Genomic DNA, 15,550 nt, shown 5'->3' on the forward strand with positions numbered 1-15,550 from the left:
ATGTCCAGATCGACGAAGCTGCTGATCGCCGTGCCGGTCGTCGCGCTGGTCGCGATCCTGGGCCGCCTGCTCGCGGCCCGCAGCAACACCCAGGTGCACCGCATCAACCAAGACAAGCCCGCTCTCGACCGCTGAAGGTGACGATGAGTATCTGGACCGAACTGAGCCCCCTGAGCCTGAGCGTCTCGTACGTGGACGCCGGAGGAGTGCGCACCCGCAGCCTCCGGGCCGGGTCGGGCGAGCCCGTGGTGTTCCTGCACGGGACCAGCGGCCACCTCGAGGCGTTCACCCGCAACCTGCCCGCGCACGCGGCGGACTACGAGTGCCACGCCATCGACATGCTGGGCCACGGCTACACGGGCAAGCCCGACTACGCCTACGAGATCCCGCGCTACGTCGACCACCTGCTGGCCTACTTCGACGCGGTGGGCATCGAGCGCGCCCACATCGTGGGGGAGTCGCTGGGCGGCTGGGTCGGCGGGCGTACCGCCATCGACCACCCCGACCGTGTGGCCAGCCTGCAACTGCTCTGCGCGGGCGGGACCGTGGCCAACCCCGAGGTCATGAAGCGGATCCGGACGAGCACCCGCGAGGCCGTGGTCAGCGATGACGTGGAGCTGACCCGCAAGCGGCTGCGGCTGCTGATGGCCGACCCGGCCGACGCGACCGAGGAGCTGGTGGAGGTGCGCCACGCCATTTACCACGAGCCCGAGTTCGTCGACAACCTCGACAATCTGCTATGCCTGCAGGACATGGACACCCGCCTGCGCAACATCCTTCGCCGCGACGATCTGGCCAAGATCACCCAGCCCACGCTGATCGTCTGGGGCCGCAAGAACCCGTTCGGCGACGTGCCGGAGGCCACCGCCATGCACGAGGCCATCGCGGGCTCGGAGCTGGAGCTGTTCGAGGAGTGCGGCCACTGGCCGCAGCACGAGCAGGCCGCCCGCTACAACCCGCTCAGCCTGGCCTTCCTGGCCAAGAGCTCGGCGGCGGGCTTCTCCGGCAAGGGGCGCGGCTGATGCGCGCGGCCCGCTTCCACGAGTGGGGGGCCGCGCCGGTCGTGGAGGAGCTGCCCGAGCCCGTACGCAAGCCCGGAGAGGTGCTGGTCGAGGTACGTGCGGCGGCGCTGGGGCATCTGGACCTGACCGTCGCCGGCGGGTCTTTCGGTATGAAGCCCCCGCTTCCGTACGTGGGCGGGGTCGAGGCCGCCGGGGAGGTCCTGGAGTCCGACACCCTGGCTCCGGGCACGCAGGTGCTCCTTCGCGGTGGCGCGCTCGGCCTGCTGCGCGACGGCTGCTGGCGCGAACGTCTCAGCGTCTCTCCCAAGGCCGTCACCCCGCTGGCGTCGCCGCTGCCCCCGGAGGTCGCGGCGTCGTTCTTCGTACCGACCACCACGGCGTACGTCGCCCTGAACGATGTCGCCCGCCTGGAGCCGGGGGAGGAGGTCATCGTGACCGGCGCGGCCGGCGCGGTCGGCGCCATGGTGGCTCAGCAGGCCCGGCTGGCCGGAGCCACGGTGACCGGGGTGGTCGGCCGGGCCGACCAGCTCGGTCAGGTGCCCGAGGGGATCCGCGGGGTGGTCACCGACGACGCCGAGGCGGTCGCGGAGCTGGCGGCGGCGCGCTCGGCGTCCCTGCTGGTCGACACGCTCGGTGGGAGCGGACTGGTGGAGCGCTCGCGGTGGGTCCGTCCCGGCGGCCGGGCCGTCGTGATCGGCTACGTGCTGGGGGCGTCCGTCACCGTCGATCTGCCGTCCTGGCTGCTCGACGACGTGGCGCTGCTTCCGGTGAACATGGTCCGGCACGAGCGGCGCGCTCGCGAGGTGGCCCCGGCGCTGATCGAGCGTCTGGCCGCGGGGGAGCTCAGTGTGGAGGTCGAACGGTTCGACCTGTCCGAGATCGCGAAGGCCCTGGAACTGCTGCGCGACGGCAGGTTGCGCGGCCGTGCCGTGGTCGAGTTCGGCGTGGAAGCCTGACCCGCGGCGGGCTGTCGCCGTCTGGACGATCCGCGGGTTCGGCTGGAGCGCCCACGCGATGGTGGAGCCACGTAGCCGTCCTCACGGTCCGTAGGGCATCCGCCAGCGCCCGTCGAACCAGTCGGTCAGATGCTGCTGCATCTGGACGACATCATCACCGCTGCCATGTGGTGGCCGATCATGTCCTCGAGAAACGTTCGATCCAGTGCGTCGCCCGACAGCTTGGACAGATCGCGCATCATCGGCCGGTAACTCGCGGCCGCGCGGCCCGGGTACCACGTGGCCAGCCATGCCTTCATGGTGGCGATCTCGGCAGTCTGCGTCTTGACGATGGAAGCGCCCAGAGCGCGCATCTCGGCCCGGCCCGAACGCTGCAACTGGCCGGCCGCCTCGACCGCCTCCTGGTGATGGGGCACCATCTGGGTCAGGTAGTCGGTCTCGTTGTTCAAGGTAACTCGTCGCATCCCACCCATCGGCCCGCCGGTCTGCGGCCATCCCGCCGCGGTTGCGGTGGGCTGGTGGTGGGCGGTGGCGAGGGCGGCCCCGCCGACGGCGGCGGCGGCGAGCAACGCCCCGGCGGCGATTGCCGCCGTTGTCGAAGGTCTCATCTCGCTCCTCCGCTCCTGCAGGTGTCCTGCTTCCAACGTGGCGCTCGGTCCGTGGCCAGGACCAGGGCCGTTGGGCCTTCATCCCCCGGGACCAACGCCGCCCGATCGGGATGGCTGGGCCGGGGTGCGTCTCCGGAGGGGGCGGGCGCAGAGATCGCCGATGGCCTGGAGGTGGTGGTGGATCAGCGGCTTCTTGCGCCAGGGGTTGGCGGCGGAGATGGGACGACGATGCCATTCATGGCCCCTGCGCTCTGCTGCGGAGCTTGCACGGTGCCGCAGTCCGGGCGGGCCGAGGACGCCGGGAACGCGGTGTAGCACTCATCGAGATCCGGCGTGTGGCTTCGACAATGAAGCGCTTCGCTCCCATCTACTACGACTAATAGTAGCAGGTTGGTGGGACTTTCGACCCTTATCATCAGGACGTTCTGCTATAGCCGCCGGCGAAGTCTCCGTCACATGCTGGTGAAAACATAGTAGAGAAGGACGGAGAGAAACCGACGTGCTTGGTATTTCTCAGCATCCTCGTGCTCATCGTGTTCGCGATGACGGTCCCGGAGTCGATCCGCCAACGGCATGCACGCGACAACCCACGGAGGCCATCATGATGAAGCAGCACCTGATCATGGCGGCTGTCGCCGCCGTGGCCGCGATCGCGGCCGTCTGGGCCGGCGCCCCGCCGAGTACGGTCCTGCTCGTGGTCATCCTGCTGGGCTGCCCGCTCATGATGCTGATGATGATGCGATCCATGAGCGGCCACGACGGCGACACGCAGCATGACCGTCAGGGCGAGGATCACAAGGGGGCAGGGCAGCCGTGACCTCCACCGACTGGGTCGTGATCGGTATCTCCCTGGCCTTGCTGGGTTTCCTCGGCTGGTACTTCTTCGGGCCGAGGAAGAGCAGCCTGGCCGAGCTGCGTGACGGAGTACAGGAGATCGAGATCGTCGTACGGGGCGGCTTCTCGCCGGACATCATCCGGGTACGGCAGGGCACCCCTGTGCGGCTGACCTTCAACCGGAGAGAGAGCGGGGATTGCACCTCCCGGGTGGTGTTCGCCGATTTCGGCGTCAGCCGGACGCTGCCTGCCTTTGCCAAGACCACCGTGGAGTTGCCGCCGGGCAGTGCGGGGGAGTACGGCTTCGCCTGCGGGATGAACATGGTGCACGGCCGCCTGATCGTCGAACCGGGCTCCGACGGCGGTCACGATGTCGCCGCGGGTACCGCACCTTCGTTGGCCGAACAGCCTTCGCAGGATGTCGAGGCGACGGAGCGGCGTGCCGAGATCGCCGACCTGTCGCGTCGGGTCCTGGTCGGGGCTGTGCTGACCCTGCCTGTGGCGATCGTCGTCATGGCGCATGAGCTCTTCGGGGCGGGATGGATCCCGGAGTTCCTGCTCAACCGCTGGGTGCAGCTCGCGCTGATCGCGCCGGTGATGTTCTATACCGGCTGGCCGATCCATCGCGTGGGCTGGCTCGCTCTGCGGCACCGCTCGGCGGACATGAACAGCCTGATCACGCTGGGTACGAGTGCCGCCTTCTGCTACAGCCTGTTGGCCACGGTCGCGCCCGGCTTGCTGCCGGAGGGGGTCCGTGACGTCTATTACGAGGCCGTCGGGGTCATCCTGACGCTGATCCTGCTCGGCCGTTTGCTGGAGGTACGGGCCAAGGCGGGCACGGGCGAGGCGATCCGCAAGCTGATCGGTCTGCAGGCCAGGACTGCCCGGGTCCAGCGCGACGGTGCGGAGATCGAGATTCCGATCGCGGACGTCGTGCCGGGCGATGTGGTGGTCGTACGGCCGGGCGAGAAGGTTCCGGTCGACGGGGTCGTCGTCAAGGGGCGCTCGACGCTGGATGAGTCGATGGTGACCGGCGAGTCGATCCCGGTGGACAAGGGTCCGGGCGATGAGGTGGTGGGCGCGACGGTCAACCAGACGGGATCGTTCACGTTCAGGGCCGAGAAAGTGGGCGCGGAAACGGCGCTGGCTCAGATCATCCGTCTCGTCCAGGCCGCCCAAGCCTCCCGTGCGCCGATCCAGCGGCTGGCCGACCTGGTGTCCGGCTATTTCGTCCCGGTGGTCATCGCCATCGCGATCGTGACGTTCGCTGTGTGGTTCGTCGCCGGACCGGCGCCGGCGTTGACGCTGGCATTGGTGGCGGCGGTAGCCGTACTGATCATCGCCTGTCCATGCGCGCTTGGGCTGGCCACCCCGCTTTCGATCATGGTGGGCACCGGGAAGGGGGCTCAGTCCGGCATCCTGATCCGCGACGCCGAAGCCCTGGAAACCGCGTGCAGGCTCGACACGATCGTCCTGGACAAGACCGGCACCATCACTCGTGGCAAGCCGGCGCTCACGGACGTCGTTCCGTACGGTGACTGGGCAGCCGATGAGGTGCTCCGCCTGGCCGCCTGCGCCGAACGTTCCTCCGAGCACCCCCTGGGCCAGGCCGTGGTCGAGGGCGCGACCGGGCGCGGCCTGATCCTCACCGAGCCGTCGGAGTTCGAATCGGTCACGGGGCAGGGCATCGCGGCGACCGTTGAGGGGCGTCGTGTGCTGGTCGGCGGGAAGCGTCTGCTCGGCGATACCTCGGCGCTTGAGGAAGAGGCCGATCGCCTCGCCCGGGCGGGCCGTACCCCGATCATGGTCGCTGTAGACGGCGAGCCCGCTGGGGTGATCGCGGTGGCCGACACCGTCAAGGACGACTCCCGCCAGGCCGTCGCGACTCTGCAACGGCTGGGACTTCAGGTGGTGATGATCACTGGGGACAACCGGCGGACGGCCGAGGCCATCGCCCGCCAGGTCGGCATCACCCGGGTGCTGGCCGAGGTGTTGCCCGCGCACAAGTCTGCCGAGATCGCCCGCCTGCAGGGAGAAGGGGCGCGGGTCGGCATGGTCGGCGACGGCATCAACGACGCGCCCGCGCTGGCCCAGGCCGATGTCGGCTTCGCCATCGGCACCGGCACCGACGTGGCGATCGAGGCCTCCGACATCACGTTGATCTCCGGCGCGCTCGGCGGAGTGGTTACCGCGGTACGGCTGTCGCGGACCACGATGCGCAACATCCGGCAGAACCTGTTCCTGGCATTCGTCTACAACGTGGTCGGCATCCCGGTCGCGGCGGGGGTGCTCTACCCCTTCCTCGGCATCCGGCTCAGCCCGGTCTTCGCTGCCGCCGCGATGGCACTGTCGTCGCTGTCGGTGGTGGGCAATGCCAACCGGCTGCGCCGCTTGACCCCGCCGGCGTTGCTCCCGGCGCCGCCACTCCCGCCCGATCAGCACGTCACCGTCGAAACGGGAGCCGAGTCCACCGCTGTCACCGACCCGGTTTTGCGGGATGGTGGTGATTCCGAGTCCAACCGAGATACCGGCAAGACCGGGCATGAGTCGATGACCTGAACGCGCGGCTGGAGGTCATGGAGATGGAACTCGCAGAGGCTACCGGCGCGCCGGAGTAGGTGCGTCCTTGGCGCGCACCACCGTCACCGTGCAGTGTGCGTGGTGCAAGACGCCTCGGCTGACCGAGCCAAGGACGATCGACCCGATCGCGCTCCTGCCATGCGAGCCGACGACCAGCAGGTCGGCTCGGTCACCGGCGGCGGCGAGCGCATCGACGGGGTGGGCACACCGCACGTCCGCGATCACCTTGACCTGTGGGTATCTCTCCCGCCACGACGCGAGTTGTTCCTCGGCGACGCGCTGTTGGGCCTCACGCAACGCTTCGAAGTCGCAGGAGAAGCCGGCGGCCAGTGCGAACGGCAGGGCCCAGGCGTATACCGCCCGCAATGTGCTTCCGCGCAGTTCGGCTTGCCGGAAGGCATAGGCCAGGGCGGGCTCGCACGTGGGGGAGCCATCGAGACCGACGACGATCTCACCGTGGGCCACAGCGGCCCTTGGCCGGACGACGACCACCGGAACCGGCACCTGGCCCGCGACGTTCATGCTGACCGAGCCGAGTACAGCCCCGGCGAAGCCACCCAGCCCTCTACTACCGACCACCAGCTCGATTGCGTCGCCGTTCGCGAAGGACGGCCGCCGGTGTTCCGGTCATCAGCTCGGTGCTCACCTCGATAGTAGGCTGACGTTCGCGCGCGATCTCCTCGGCTTGTGCCAGGACCTTCCGCGCGTTCTCGATCAGCGCCTCGTCCCACTCAGGGGCGGGAATCTGCGGCACCTGGTACGGCCAGGTTTCCACCACACAGACGTTACGCAGCGGCACATGCATCCGAAAGGCGTCGTCGGCCGCCCATGCCACGGCGTCGAATCCGGGCACCGAACCATCGACACCCACCATGATCAGATCAGGCATCGTACATTCCCCCTTTTCCATTTCAGCCCGTCGGTGGCTAACCGGGCAGGGCCAGAAGCCCCAAAACTTGAAGATGATGGACCAACGGCATCCGGTGTCAGCCTGGATGAGGCTGTACTGCGCCGAAGCGCTCCAGGCCGCCAATCGGGCGCGCGAGCCGGCGCCGGGTGCGGAGGTGACCACGGACCTGCGCAAGGGCAACGTCACCTGCCCGGTCGCAGTGGTCCGGCCCCGGAGTGAGCGGGCGTCATGAGTCGTCGGGCTCCGGGCCAGGACAACGGGGCCCGGACGGGCCGCGGCGGGGAGCCGGCCAGGACCACGCAGATCGGAGCGGATCAACCTTTCAGGTGCTGGCCACGCCGTGGGCGCGGAATTGGGCGTGCACGCGGTTCCTTCGTAGTGCGGCCGGACCGGCGTCAACCGCGGGACAGGACCACCTTGAGAGCTCCGGTCGCCGCCGGGTCGGCGAACGTCTCGTAGGCGGCGGCCATGTCCTGCAGGGCGAAGCGGTGGGTGATGAACCTGGCGGGGTCCAGCCGTCCGGCGGCGATCATGTCCAGGAGGGTCGGCGTGGAGTAGGTGTCGACCAGGCCGGTGGTGATGGTGAGGTTGCGGATCCACAGGTCTTCGAGGTGCAGGGTGGCCGGTGTGCCGTGGACGCCGACGTTGGCGACGTGGCCGCCGGGGCGTACCAGGCGGGTGCAGAGTTCGAAGGTTTCCGGGAGGCCGACGGCTTCGATGGCGACGTCGGCGCCCAGCCCTCGGGTCAGCTCGGCGATCGCGCCGGCCGGGTCGTCGCCCGCGCCCACGACCAGGTCCGCGCCCAGCTGCTTGGCGGCCTCCAGCCGTGAGGGGGCGGGGTCGACGGCGACGATGTGGCTGGGCGTGAACAGCTGCGCGGTGGTGATCGCGGCCAGGCCGATCGGCCCGGCTCCGACGATCACGACCGTGTCGCCTGGCCGTACGTGGCCGTTCAGCACGCCGACCTCGTAGGCGGTGGGCAGGATGTCGGCGAGCATGAGCGCGGCCTCGTCGGTGACGCCGTCGGGCAGCAGGTGGGTGGAGGTGTCGGCGAACGGCACGCGGACGTGTTCGGCTTGGGTGCCGTTGACGCGGTGGCCGAGGATCCAGCCGCCGCCGCCCAGGCATTGGCCGAACATGCCGATACGGCAGTAGCGGCAGCGCCCGCACGCCGAGATGCACGACACCAGCACCCGGTCTCCCGGCTTGGCGGTGCCGACCGAGTTTCCGGTCGCCGTGACGGTGCCGACCGCTTCGTGGCCGAGGATCGTGCCCGGCTCGACAGTGGGCACGTCGCCCTTGAGGATGTGCAGGTCGGTGCCGCAGATGGTGACCGCGTCCACACGGACGATGGCGTCGGTGGGCTCGATCAGCTGCGGATCGGGAGTCTCCTCCCAGGACCGCCGGCCGGGACCGTGGTAGATGAGCGCCTTCATCATGCCTCCTGGTTGTCTTCACCTTTCACGTTGACCGGAACGGGTCGGCCTGAATAGGGACGAAGGTCCCGTTCCATCGCTGCCTTTCGGCCGCGCCTACAGCCCGATCAAAGTCCTGCGTGCCGGCTAGCTCTGGGACCAATGGCACTCGGATTCGGGACTTCGTCCTCCGGCGGCCGGCCGCCTGTTTCGCGAGGCTGGAGGTGTGAGTTGAGCTCGTGAAGGAGATGCGTGATGACCGGACGGATCGTGGTCGGTGTGGACGGGTCCGCGCCGGCGACAGCAGCAGTGGAGTGGGCCGCCGCCGACGCGCGGCGCAGAGGGCTTGACCTGCGGCTCGTACATGTGTGCGAGCAGTGGCCGCACGGGGTCGGCGAGCTCAGCACGAAGTACTGCGCGGGTGCGCTGGAGGTCGCCGCTGATCGGGCGCGTGAGCTGGCCCGCGGGGTCCAGGTGACGACGGAACTGCGTGCCGGGAACGTGATCGACGATCTGATCGATGAGTCCGCGTCGGCCGACAGCGTGGTGCTGGGCAGCCGGGGGCTCGGCGGTTTCGGCGGCATGGTGCTCGGCTCGGTCAGCATGGCCGTCGCCGGCCACGCGCGGGGCCCGGTCGTGATCGTACGCGGGCCCGGCCAGGAAGAGCACGGCCGGATCGTCGTCGGCTACGACGGGTCCGAGCACTCCGAAGCCGCCATGCAGTACGCCGTCGAGCAGGCCCGGGCCCGGCAAGCGCGGCTGCATGTCCTGTATGCCTGGCAGCAGCCGATCTTCTCGCCGTACGCAGCCGCCTACAACAGCTTGCTGGAGAAGGCCTTTCAGCACGAGGTCCGGATAGCCGGCGAGCGGGTGGTCCCCTGGCGTGAGAAGAACCCCGACATCGAGATCACCGATGCGCAACTGTGGGAGCACCCGGCCGGCGCCCTGATCAACGCCGCGACCACGGCCGACCTGGTCGTCGTCGGGTCGCGCGGGCTGGGTGGCTTCGCCTCGGCGGTGCTGGGCTCGGTCGGTCACGCCGTACTGCACCACGCCACTTGCCCGGTCGCGATCGTCCGGCCCCGCGAGGAGAGGCCATGAACATCGAGTCGCTGACCGCCGAGCAGGTGATGAGCCGCATCCTGGTGGCGGTCAAGCCGGATGAGTCGCCGCTGATGGCCTGGGAACTGATGCGCCGCGCCGGTGTGCATCACTTGCCGGTCGTCGAGGGGCAGCACGTGGTGGGCCTCCTATCGCGCGAGCATCTGGCCGCCTCCTGGTCGGGTGGTCCGCAGGAACAGTCGAACCGCCAGGTGGGCGAGCTGCTGGTCGGTGAGCGCAGGCCGCGGGTGCGGCCGGACGACCCGCTGACCCAGGTCGCGGCCGTGATGACCGACGCCGGCTGTGACGCCGTACCCGTGGTGTCCGGTCAGGGACTGGTCGGGATGATCACCGCCCGCGATGTCGTGTCGGCGGTGGCCGGACGTAGCCGCTGACTTCGAAGGAGGCAGGAGATGTACGCGCTGATCGTGTACGAGTCCATGTTCGGCAACACCAAGCAGATCGCCGAGGCGGTGGCGGAGGGGCTGGCCACCACGATGAGGACAGAGGTCCTGGAGGTCGGCTCCGCGCCCGCCTCGGTCGGGGAGGACCTCGGCCTGCTCGTCGTCGGCGGCCCGACGCACGCCTTCGGGATGAGCAGGGCCTCGACCCGGCAATCGGCCGTCCAGCAGGGCCGGGTGCTCTCCCAAGGGCAGGGGGTGCGGGAGTGGCTGGCCACTGTTCGGTCGCCGTCGGCCAGACTCGCCTCGGCCGCCTTCGACACGCGGATCGCCAAGCCGCGCATGCCCGGCTCGGCCGCGCGCGGTGTCGCCAAGCGACTGCGTCGGCTCGGCCTGGCCTTGGCCTCGCCCGCCGAGAGCTTCTACGTCACCGGAACTCAGGGGCCGCTGGTGGTCGGCGAGGTGGAGCGGGCCAGGCAATGGGGCAGGCACCTCGCCTCGTCCTTCCCTGTCCCGGCGTCCTGAGACCGTCATGGAGCCGCGGGCCGATAGGTGTGTGCTGGAGGTAAGGAAACCGGGGGCGTGTGCCACATCCGGGCGGAGAAACCCGAAGGAGGATGACGATGAGCAGAGCGATCGTGGTCGGCGTGGACGGATCGCCATCGGCCGGATCGGCGCTCGGCTGGGCCGCCGATGATGCCTCCCGCAGGGGGCTTCCGTTGCGGATCGTGCTCGTGCGAGAGCCATGGGCGGCGGAGCATCCGTCCACCAGGGCCAGTGACCGGCAGACTCTGACCGAGCGGTGCACGTACCTGCTCGACCAGGCCGCGGAGCAGGTACGGAGGCTCACTCCCGAACTGGAGGTCTCGACGGCTGTGGTCACGGGCTCGGTGATCGAGCGGCTGAAGGGCGAGTCGGAGACGGCCGACAGCGTGGTCGTGGGCAGCAGAGGGCTCGGCGGATTCGCCGGACTGGTGCTGGGCTCGGTGGGTCTCGGCCTGGCCGGGCACGCGCACAGCCCGGTGGTCGTCGTCCGGATGCCCGTCCCCGGCCGCCATCGGGAGATCGTGGTCGGCTTCGACGGCTCCCCGTTCGCGGAGTCGGCGCTGGAATACGCCCTGGAACAGGCTGGGGCGCGGCGCGCGCCGGTTCGTGTCGTGTACGGCCAGAGGACACCGAGGCTCGCCCCACATCCCGCGGGGTACGGCCCGTTCCTGACCGGTGCGCCGGGCGAGGAGGTGGCGGAGATCCGGCTGCGCCTGGCGCCGTGGCATGAGAAGTACCCGGACGTCGAGGTGATCGAGTCGATCGTCCCGGGGCACCCGGTCCCGGTCCTGGCCAGGGCGTCCGAGAAGGCGGCGCTCGTGGTGGTCGGATCACGCGGACTGGGCGGCTTCGCCTCGGCGGCACTCGGGTCGGTCAGCCACGGTGTCCTGCACCGGGCCTGCTGTCCGGTGGCCGTGGTACAGACTCCTTGGCGGCGGTCATGAGTGTCATCGTCGCCCCGCCGTACATGACCGAGACCGCCTGCCACGACTGGGACCTCCTGCAGGCGCAGACCAAGGATGCCCAGGAGTTCGACCCCGCGCAGGTCGGCCACCTGCCGGAACCGGCGCGCCGCTGGGTGCTGCACGCCATCGCTCCGGGGACACCCCTGTTGCGTGCGGTGGTGCTGGACATGCACGGCTCCATCCGGCTCAGCACCTGGCGCGACTTCCGCGCCCAGCAGGTACTCCTGCCGATGGAGGGCTTCGTGTGGTCGGCAACTGCGTACCTGGGATTGCTACCCGTGCACGGGTTCGACCGGTATCGCGCCGGTCAGGGGGAGATGCGCTGGCGGTTGCTGGACCTCATCCCCGTGATGTCGGGTGCCGGCCCGGACATCACCAGAAGCGCCGCCGGGCGGCTGGCATGTGAGTTCGTCATGGCGCCCGCCGCCGCACTCGACCCGAGGATACGGTGGAAGCCGATCGACGACCGCCATGCCATCGCCAGCCTTCCCGTGGGAACCGAGGATCACGACGTGACCCTGACCATCGCGCCCAGCGGCGCGCTGGAGCGCGTCACGATGTCCCGCTGGGGTGATCCCGGGGAGGGCCGGTACCGCGACCACGTGTTCGGGGTGGAATGCGGACGCGAGATCGAATTCGACGGTTTCACCATTCCGGCCTACCTGGCGGGCGGCTGGTGGCCCGGCACCGATCGGTGGGCCGAGGGCGAGTTCATCCGCTTCACCGTCGACGACGCCCTGTTCCGATAGCGCTGAAAGTCCCGCTGCCGACTGTCTTGTTCGGGGTGGTTTGATCAAGGAGCGGTTGTTGGTCGGCTAGGACCCAGCGGGCGCCTTCCCCTGCACGCGGGCGGTGTCTTCGTACAGCCTGTCGAGGACGTCTGACTCGGGCTCGCGGCGTCTGGAACGGGAGGGGTCGCCCGGACGGAGTACGGCGGTCGATCTCGGGTCGAGGTCGTGCCGGCTTCGGGCGCATGGTGATCTGGGTGGTCCGCATCTCAGTCAGCTCCTCTGGCATGTCGTTGGCGTGCTGCCAACTCTGCCGCGCCCCCGGCGCCCGAGCAGATGCGCCAGTCCTCTCCGCGGGGACCGGAGGACCCGTGAAGACGGGTTGTTCTACGCCTCCGGGAAGAGGACGTTCGCCCCTAGAGCATGACTGTCAGAGGTGGTGGATGCGGCGGCCCGTGATCTGGTGCGGGACGATGCGGACGTACAGGTGGCGCTCGCCGCCCGCCCACGGCGTGACGTCGGCGATCTCCGGCAGTTCGTCGGGGGATATGTGATGGGCGGGGCCCTGGATGAGGACGCTCCATCCCTCGCGCTGGGCCTCGTCGATCCGGTCCACCTCGAAGCCGACCTTGATCTCCACGCCTTCAAGGCCGGTGCGCAGGTCCTGGTCCATGGGGCCGCCGGATGCGGTGCGGAAGACGATGGAGCCGTGGTGCAGCTTGTAGTTGACGGGCAGTACGGTCGGGCCGTGGGAGCCGTTGAAGGCCACCCGGCCGATGCCGCCGGGCTCGATCAGCTTGAGGCATTCGTCGCGGTCCAGGCTCTCCAGCGTGGGAGCCGCCTTGGCGCGGCCGCGGCCGGGCGGCCGATCGACGCCGCCGCCGAGGAGGTCTTCGGTGGTGGTTTCCAAGGCTCCGGCCAGGCGGTATATGGCTTCGGCGGTGGGCGTGCCGGGCTGCTCTTCCAGGTATTGCAGGTAGCCGGGTGAAATGTCCGCGCGTTCGGCGACCTGTTCGACGGTCAGACCGAGTCGTTCGCGGTGATGGGCGATGCGACGTCCGAGGTCGCCGGTGGCTGCCATGATCGTGTCTCCTTGTTCGCTGGTGAAGGTCGGTCCTGCCACGCCGTTGATGCGTGCCTGCCGGTGGTCGGCGTCGATGAAGAGCTCGGAGCCGCGGAAGCGGATCGGCATGGACAGCACACCGAGCCGGTCGGGAAGCAGTGGGTTGAGGTGCAGGCCGTCGCGGTGGATCTCCAGGCCCAGGTAGCAGCGCTCCAGGAGGTCGAGCGTGCCGGCCATGGCGCCGAGGTGGATGCCCTCGGCCGTGGTGCCGTGCTGGACGTCCTTGATGTCGCTGAACAGCGCCTCGGCGAAGTACTGCCAGGAGCGGGCCCGGTCGGAGCGGGAGAGTACCCAGGCGTGTACGACGGCGCTCAGCGTGGAGCCGTGGCTGGTGCGGTCGAGGTAGTAGCCCACCATGCGGGGGATCAGGCCAGGTTCCACCGGATAGCCCAGCCGATTCAGAATCCCGACCAACTCGTCGGAGGTGAGCAGGTAGCACAGCATGAGCGTGTCGGCCTGCTTGGCCGCCCTGTAGCGGTTGACGTCGTCGCCGTCGGCCTCCAGGGCCCGGTCGAGGCGGCGCACACCGCGGTAGCGGGCCCAGTCCAGCTCCAGCAGGTCGGCGTAGCCGGTGAACTGGCTGATCACGCCGTCGTGGAAGTCGACCCGCATGCGCCGGGTGATGTCGTCCCAGCGGGCCCGTTCCCGCGCGGAGGCCGCGAGTTCGGGCAGCAGGTCCAGGGTGTCCCGGGCGCGCAGCAGCAGCCACACGGTCATGACGTTGGTGTAGGCATTGTTGGCCAGGCCGGGTGAGGAAGCACCCGGGTAGCGCTCGTGATACTCGTCGGGTCCCATGACGCCGCGGATCTCGTACCGTCCCGATGCGGGGTCGAGTACGGCCAGCGAGGCGAAGAACCTGGCGATCTCAATGAGCAGCTCCGCACACCAGAGTGGCATCGAGCCGGTCGCCAGGTAGTACTGCCACACGTTGTAGGCGATGGCCAGCCCCACGTGCCGCTGCAAGTGAGAGCCATCGGGCAGCCAGCGTCCCGAGGCGGGGTTGAGGTGCGACATCGGGGTCTCTTCGCGTCCGTCGCTGCCGCTCTGCCAGGGGAACATCGCCCCGTCATATCCGGCGTCCCGGGCCGCAGCGTGAGCCTCGGGCAGCCGCCGGTACCGGTAGCGGAGCAGGGCGAGCGAGGTCTCGGGGAAACGCAGGTTCAGCCAGGGCAGGACGAACAGTTCGTCCCAGAACACGTGTCCCCGGTAGGCCTCGCCGTGCAGCCCGCGGGCGGGCACGCCCACGTCCAGGTCCGCGGTGTGCGGGGAGAGAGTCTGCAGCAGGTGGAAGACATGCAGGTGAACGATCTGCGCCAGATCCGGGGCGTCCATCTCGACCCGGGCGCGTTGCCACAGCCGCTCCCAGGCCGCCGCGTGTGGCGCCGCCAGCGCGTCGAATGGCCGAGCCATCCGTACGGCTCGGATCGCCGTGGAGCGGGCATCGCGGATGGCGGAGTCGCGCGAGGTCACCAGGGCCACGGTCTTGGTCAGTGTGGCGGGTTCGCCCTGCGCGAGGTCGAGCACATGGTCCGTGCCGATCCGGCCCCCTTCGCGGATCATCTCGCGGGCGGGGAAGGCGGCGTCGGTACGGGAGGCGAGCGCCACGGTGATCTGGGAGGAGCGGGTGACGGCGGTCAGCCAGGTGAGGCCGTTCTGGTCGCCGGTGTCATGACCGGTGAGGTGGTCGCCGCGCAGCTCGCGGTAGCGGGCCACGCCGCTGTTGGTGACCCTGCCGTCCAGGGTGGCGCGGACGCGGAGCGGGCCCGACCAGTTCTCGGCCGTGAAGGTGGTTTCCAGGGCGGCCAGGCGCGGGTCGGCCATGGACACCAGGCGGCGTTGCCGTATCGCGGTGACGCGGCCTGAGCCGTCGCGCCAGCGCAGCGCCCGGTAAAGGATCCCGTGCCGCATGTCCAGTTTCTGGCGGTAGTCCAGCAGCTCGGCCCGCTCTGGGCGGAACCAGTCCGACCCCTGGGTGGCGAAGGTGAGTGGCAGCCAGTCGGGGAGGTTGACCAGGTCCTCGTTGGTCACCCTCTGTCCTGCGACGGTGGAGTCCAGGCGGTCGTAGCAGCCCGCGACGTAGGTGCCCGGTGTGCGCAGCTCGCCGTCAGGGGTCGCGCCGCGCGTGGCGAACCGGCCGTTGCCCAGCGTGCACAGCGCCTCGCGCAGCCTCTCGGAGGCGGGGTCGAAGCCCTCGTAGGACAGGACCCATGGGTTCATGACCGGCTCGCGGACAGACCGGGCACGCCGCCGACCGGATCCTCACCGCCGGGAGGGCGGAGCACGCACAACTGGAGCCCGAGCCGACTGGAACCCCCCGCCCTTGGCCGCGAGGAGCGCTTCGAACAACCCATGTCAGGACGC

At 69.6% G+C, this 15,550-nt stretch carries 16 protein-coding genes; 11 read left to right on the forward strand and 5 right to left on the reverse strand.

The window, feature by feature from the left end; translation table 11 throughout:
- The 3 genes from AB0C30_RS33605 to AB0C30_RS33615 are packed head-to-tail and all read left to right on the forward strand — an operon-like array spanning nt 1 to nt 1,978.
- Complete coding sequence (locus tag AB0C30_RS33605; protein ID WP_357952140.1) at nt 1-135, forward strand: hypothetical protein; 135 nt, start codon at nt 1-3, stop codon at nt 133-135.
- Nucleotides 136-143: 8 nt separating this feature from the next.
- Nucleotides 144-1,022: an alpha/beta fold hydrolase gene (locus AB0C30_RS33610; RefSeq protein ID WP_357952141.1), complete on the forward strand. Its 879-nt coding sequence runs from the start codon at nt 144-146 to the stop codon at nt 1,020-1,022.
- Nucleotides 1,022-1,978, forward strand: coding sequence for a zinc-binding dehydrogenase (locus AB0C30_RS33615; RefSeq protein ID WP_357952142.1), 957 nt, complete (start codon nt 1,022-1,024; stop codon nt 1,976-1,978). Before AB0C30_RS33610 ends, AB0C30_RS33615 begins: the two co-directional genes overlap by 1 nt.
- 125 nt (nt 1,979-2,103) lie before the next feature.
- Here AB0C30_RS33615 and AB0C30_RS33620 read toward each other — a convergent pair whose 3' ends face one another.
- Nucleotides 2,104-2,622 (reverse strand): DUF305 domain-containing protein, encoded by a 519-nt coding sequence (locus AB0C30_RS33620; protein WP_357952143.1) that lies wholly within the window; start codon nt 2,620-2,622, stop codon nt 2,104-2,106.
- Nucleotides 2,623-3,187: 565 nt separating this feature from the next.
- Here AB0C30_RS33620 and AB0C30_RS33625 point away from each other — a divergent pair.
- Together AB0C30_RS33625 and AB0C30_RS33630 are read left to right on the forward strand one after the other, a co-directional pair.
- Entirely contained in the window at nt 3,188-3,403 is a 216-nt protein-coding gene (locus tag AB0C30_RS33625) for a DUF2933 domain-containing protein (protein ID WP_225291029.1), read from the forward strand.
- Complete coding sequence (locus tag AB0C30_RS33630; protein WP_357952144.1) at nt 3,400-5,979, forward strand: heavy metal translocating P-type ATPase; 2,580 nt, start codon at nt 3,400-3,402, stop codon at nt 5,977-5,979. Before AB0C30_RS33625 ends, AB0C30_RS33630 begins: the two co-directional genes overlap by 4 nt.
- A gap of 39 nt (nt 5,980-6,018) precedes the next feature.
- Here the strand turns inward: AB0C30_RS33630 and AB0C30_RS33635 are convergent, their stop codons facing one another.
- Together AB0C30_RS33635 and AB0C30_RS33640 are read right to left on the reverse strand one after the other, a co-directional pair.
- Nucleotides 6,019-6,579, reverse strand: coding sequence for a universal stress protein (locus tag AB0C30_RS33635; protein WP_357952145.1), 561 nt, complete (start codon nt 6,577-6,579; stop codon nt 6,019-6,021).
- Nucleotides 6,569-6,889, reverse strand: coding sequence for a universal stress protein (locus tag AB0C30_RS33640; protein WP_357952146.1), 321 nt, complete (start codon nt 6,887-6,889; stop codon nt 6,569-6,571). Before AB0C30_RS33640 ends, AB0C30_RS33635 begins: the two co-directional genes overlap by 11 nt.
- A gap of 94 nt (nt 6,890-6,983) precedes the next feature.
- Here AB0C30_RS33640 and AB0C30_RS33645 point away from each other — a divergent pair, with 94 nt between their 5' ends.
- Nucleotides 6,984-7,142 carry a hypothetical protein gene (locus AB0C30_RS33645; protein WP_357952147.1) on the forward strand — a complete coding sequence of 53 codons (159 nt, stop codon included), beginning with the start codon at nt 6,984-6,986 and terminating at the stop codon, nt 7,140-7,142.
- Between the two features lie 163 nt (nt 7,143-7,305).
- On the opposite strand, the gene AB0C30_RS33650 is transcribed toward AB0C30_RS33645, so the two are convergent.
- Nucleotides 7,306-8,349, reverse strand: coding sequence for a zinc-dependent alcohol dehydrogenase family protein (locus AB0C30_RS33650; protein WP_357952148.1), 1,044 nt, complete (start codon nt 8,347-8,349; stop codon nt 7,306-7,308).
- Between the two features lie 231 nt (nt 8,350-8,580).
- On the opposite strand from AB0C30_RS33650, the gene AB0C30_RS33655 reads away from it, so the two are divergent.
- From AB0C30_RS33655 to AB0C30_RS33675, 5 genes are all read left to right on the forward strand, one after another.
- Complete coding sequence (locus AB0C30_RS33655) at nt 8,581-9,426, forward strand: universal stress protein (protein ID WP_357952149.1); 846 nt, start codon at nt 8,581-8,583, stop codon at nt 9,424-9,426.
- Nucleotides 9,423-9,821, forward strand: coding sequence for a CBS domain-containing protein (locus AB0C30_RS33660; protein WP_357952150.1), 399 nt, complete (start codon nt 9,423-9,425; stop codon nt 9,819-9,821). The genes AB0C30_RS33655 and AB0C30_RS33660 overlap by 4 nt, the downstream gene beginning before the upstream one ends.
- Nucleotides 9,822-9,839: 18 nt before the next feature.
- On the forward strand, nt 9,840-10,352 hold the full coding sequence (locus AB0C30_RS33665; protein ID WP_357952151.1) for a flavodoxin domain-containing protein: 513 nt from the start codon (nt 9,840-9,842) through the stop codon (nt 10,350-10,352).
- A 98-nt stretch (nt 10,353-10,450) separates the two neighbouring features.
- On the forward strand, nt 10,451-11,317 hold the full coding sequence (locus AB0C30_RS33670; RefSeq protein WP_357952152.1) for a universal stress protein: 867 nt from the start codon (nt 10,451-10,453) through the stop codon (nt 11,315-11,317).
- Nucleotides 11,314-12,087, forward strand: coding sequence for a DUF6544 family protein (locus AB0C30_RS33675; protein WP_357952153.1), 774 nt, complete (start codon nt 11,314-11,316; stop codon nt 12,085-12,087). Before AB0C30_RS33670 ends, AB0C30_RS33675 begins: the two co-directional genes overlap by 4 nt.
- A 409-nt stretch (nt 12,088-12,496) precedes the next feature.
- Here the strand turns inward: AB0C30_RS33675 and AB0C30_RS33680 are convergent, their stop codons facing one another.
- On the reverse strand, nt 12,497-15,406 hold the full coding sequence (locus AB0C30_RS33680) for a pyridoxamine 5'-phosphate oxidase family protein (RefSeq protein ID WP_357952154.1): 2,910 nt from the start codon (nt 15,404-15,406) through the stop codon (nt 12,497-12,499).
- Between the last annotated feature and the right edge of the window lie 144 nt (nt 15,407-15,550).

The organism is Nonomuraea sp. NPDC048901, from assembly GCF_040649695.1.
GTDB lineage: Bacteria > Actinomycetota > Actinomycetes > Streptosporangiales > Streptosporangiaceae > Nonomuraea.

What these genes read in the sequence shown, in the direction of transcription:
- AB0C30_RS33605 (WP_357952140.1), top strand. Translation starts at nt 1, where the DNA reads ATGTCCAGATCGACGAAGCTGCTGATCGCCGTGCCGGTCGTCGCGCTG.
- AB0C30_RS33610 (WP_357952141.1), top strand. Translation starts at nt 144, where the DNA reads ATGAGTATCTGGACCGAACTGAGCCCCCTGAGCCTGAGCGTCTCGTAC.
- AB0C30_RS33615 (WP_357952142.1), top strand. Translation starts at nt 1,022, where the DNA reads ATGCGCGCGGCCCGCTTCCACGAGTGGGGGGCCGCGCCGGTCGTGGAG.
- AB0C30_RS33625 (WP_225291029.1), top strand. Translation starts at nt 3,188, where the DNA reads ATGATGAAGCAGCACCTGATCATGGCGGCTGTCGCCGCCGTGGCCGCG.
- AB0C30_RS33640 (WP_357952146.1), bottom strand. Translation starts at nt 6,889, where the DNA reads ATGCCTGATCTGATCATGGTGGGTGTCGATGGTTCGGTGCCCGGATTC.
- AB0C30_RS33650 (WP_357952148.1), bottom strand. Translation starts at nt 8,349, where the DNA reads ATGATGAAGGCGCTCATCTACCACGGTCCCGGCCGGCGGTCCTGGGAG.
- AB0C30_RS33655 (WP_357952149.1), top strand. Translation starts at nt 8,581, where the DNA reads ATGACCGGACGGATCGTGGTCGGTGTGGACGGGTCCGCGCCGGCGACA.
- AB0C30_RS33660 (WP_357952150.1), top strand. Translation starts at nt 9,423, where the DNA reads ATGAACATCGAGTCGCTGACCGCCGAGCAGGTGATGAGCCGCATCCTG.
- AB0C30_RS33665 (WP_357952151.1), top strand. Translation starts at nt 9,840, where the DNA reads ATGTACGCGCTGATCGTGTACGAGTCCATGTTCGGCAACACCAAGCAG.
- AB0C30_RS33670 (WP_357952152.1), top strand. Translation starts at nt 10,451, where the DNA reads ATGAGCAGAGCGATCGTGGTCGGCGTGGACGGATCGCCATCGGCCGGA.
- AB0C30_RS33675 (WP_357952153.1), top strand. Translation starts at nt 11,314, where the DNA reads ATGAGTGTCATCGTCGCCCCGCCGTACATGACCGAGACCGCCTGCCAC.
- AB0C30_RS33680 (WP_357952154.1), bottom strand. Translation starts at nt 15,406, where the DNA reads ATGAACCCATGGGTCCTGTCCTACGAGGGCTTCGACCCCGCCTCCGAG.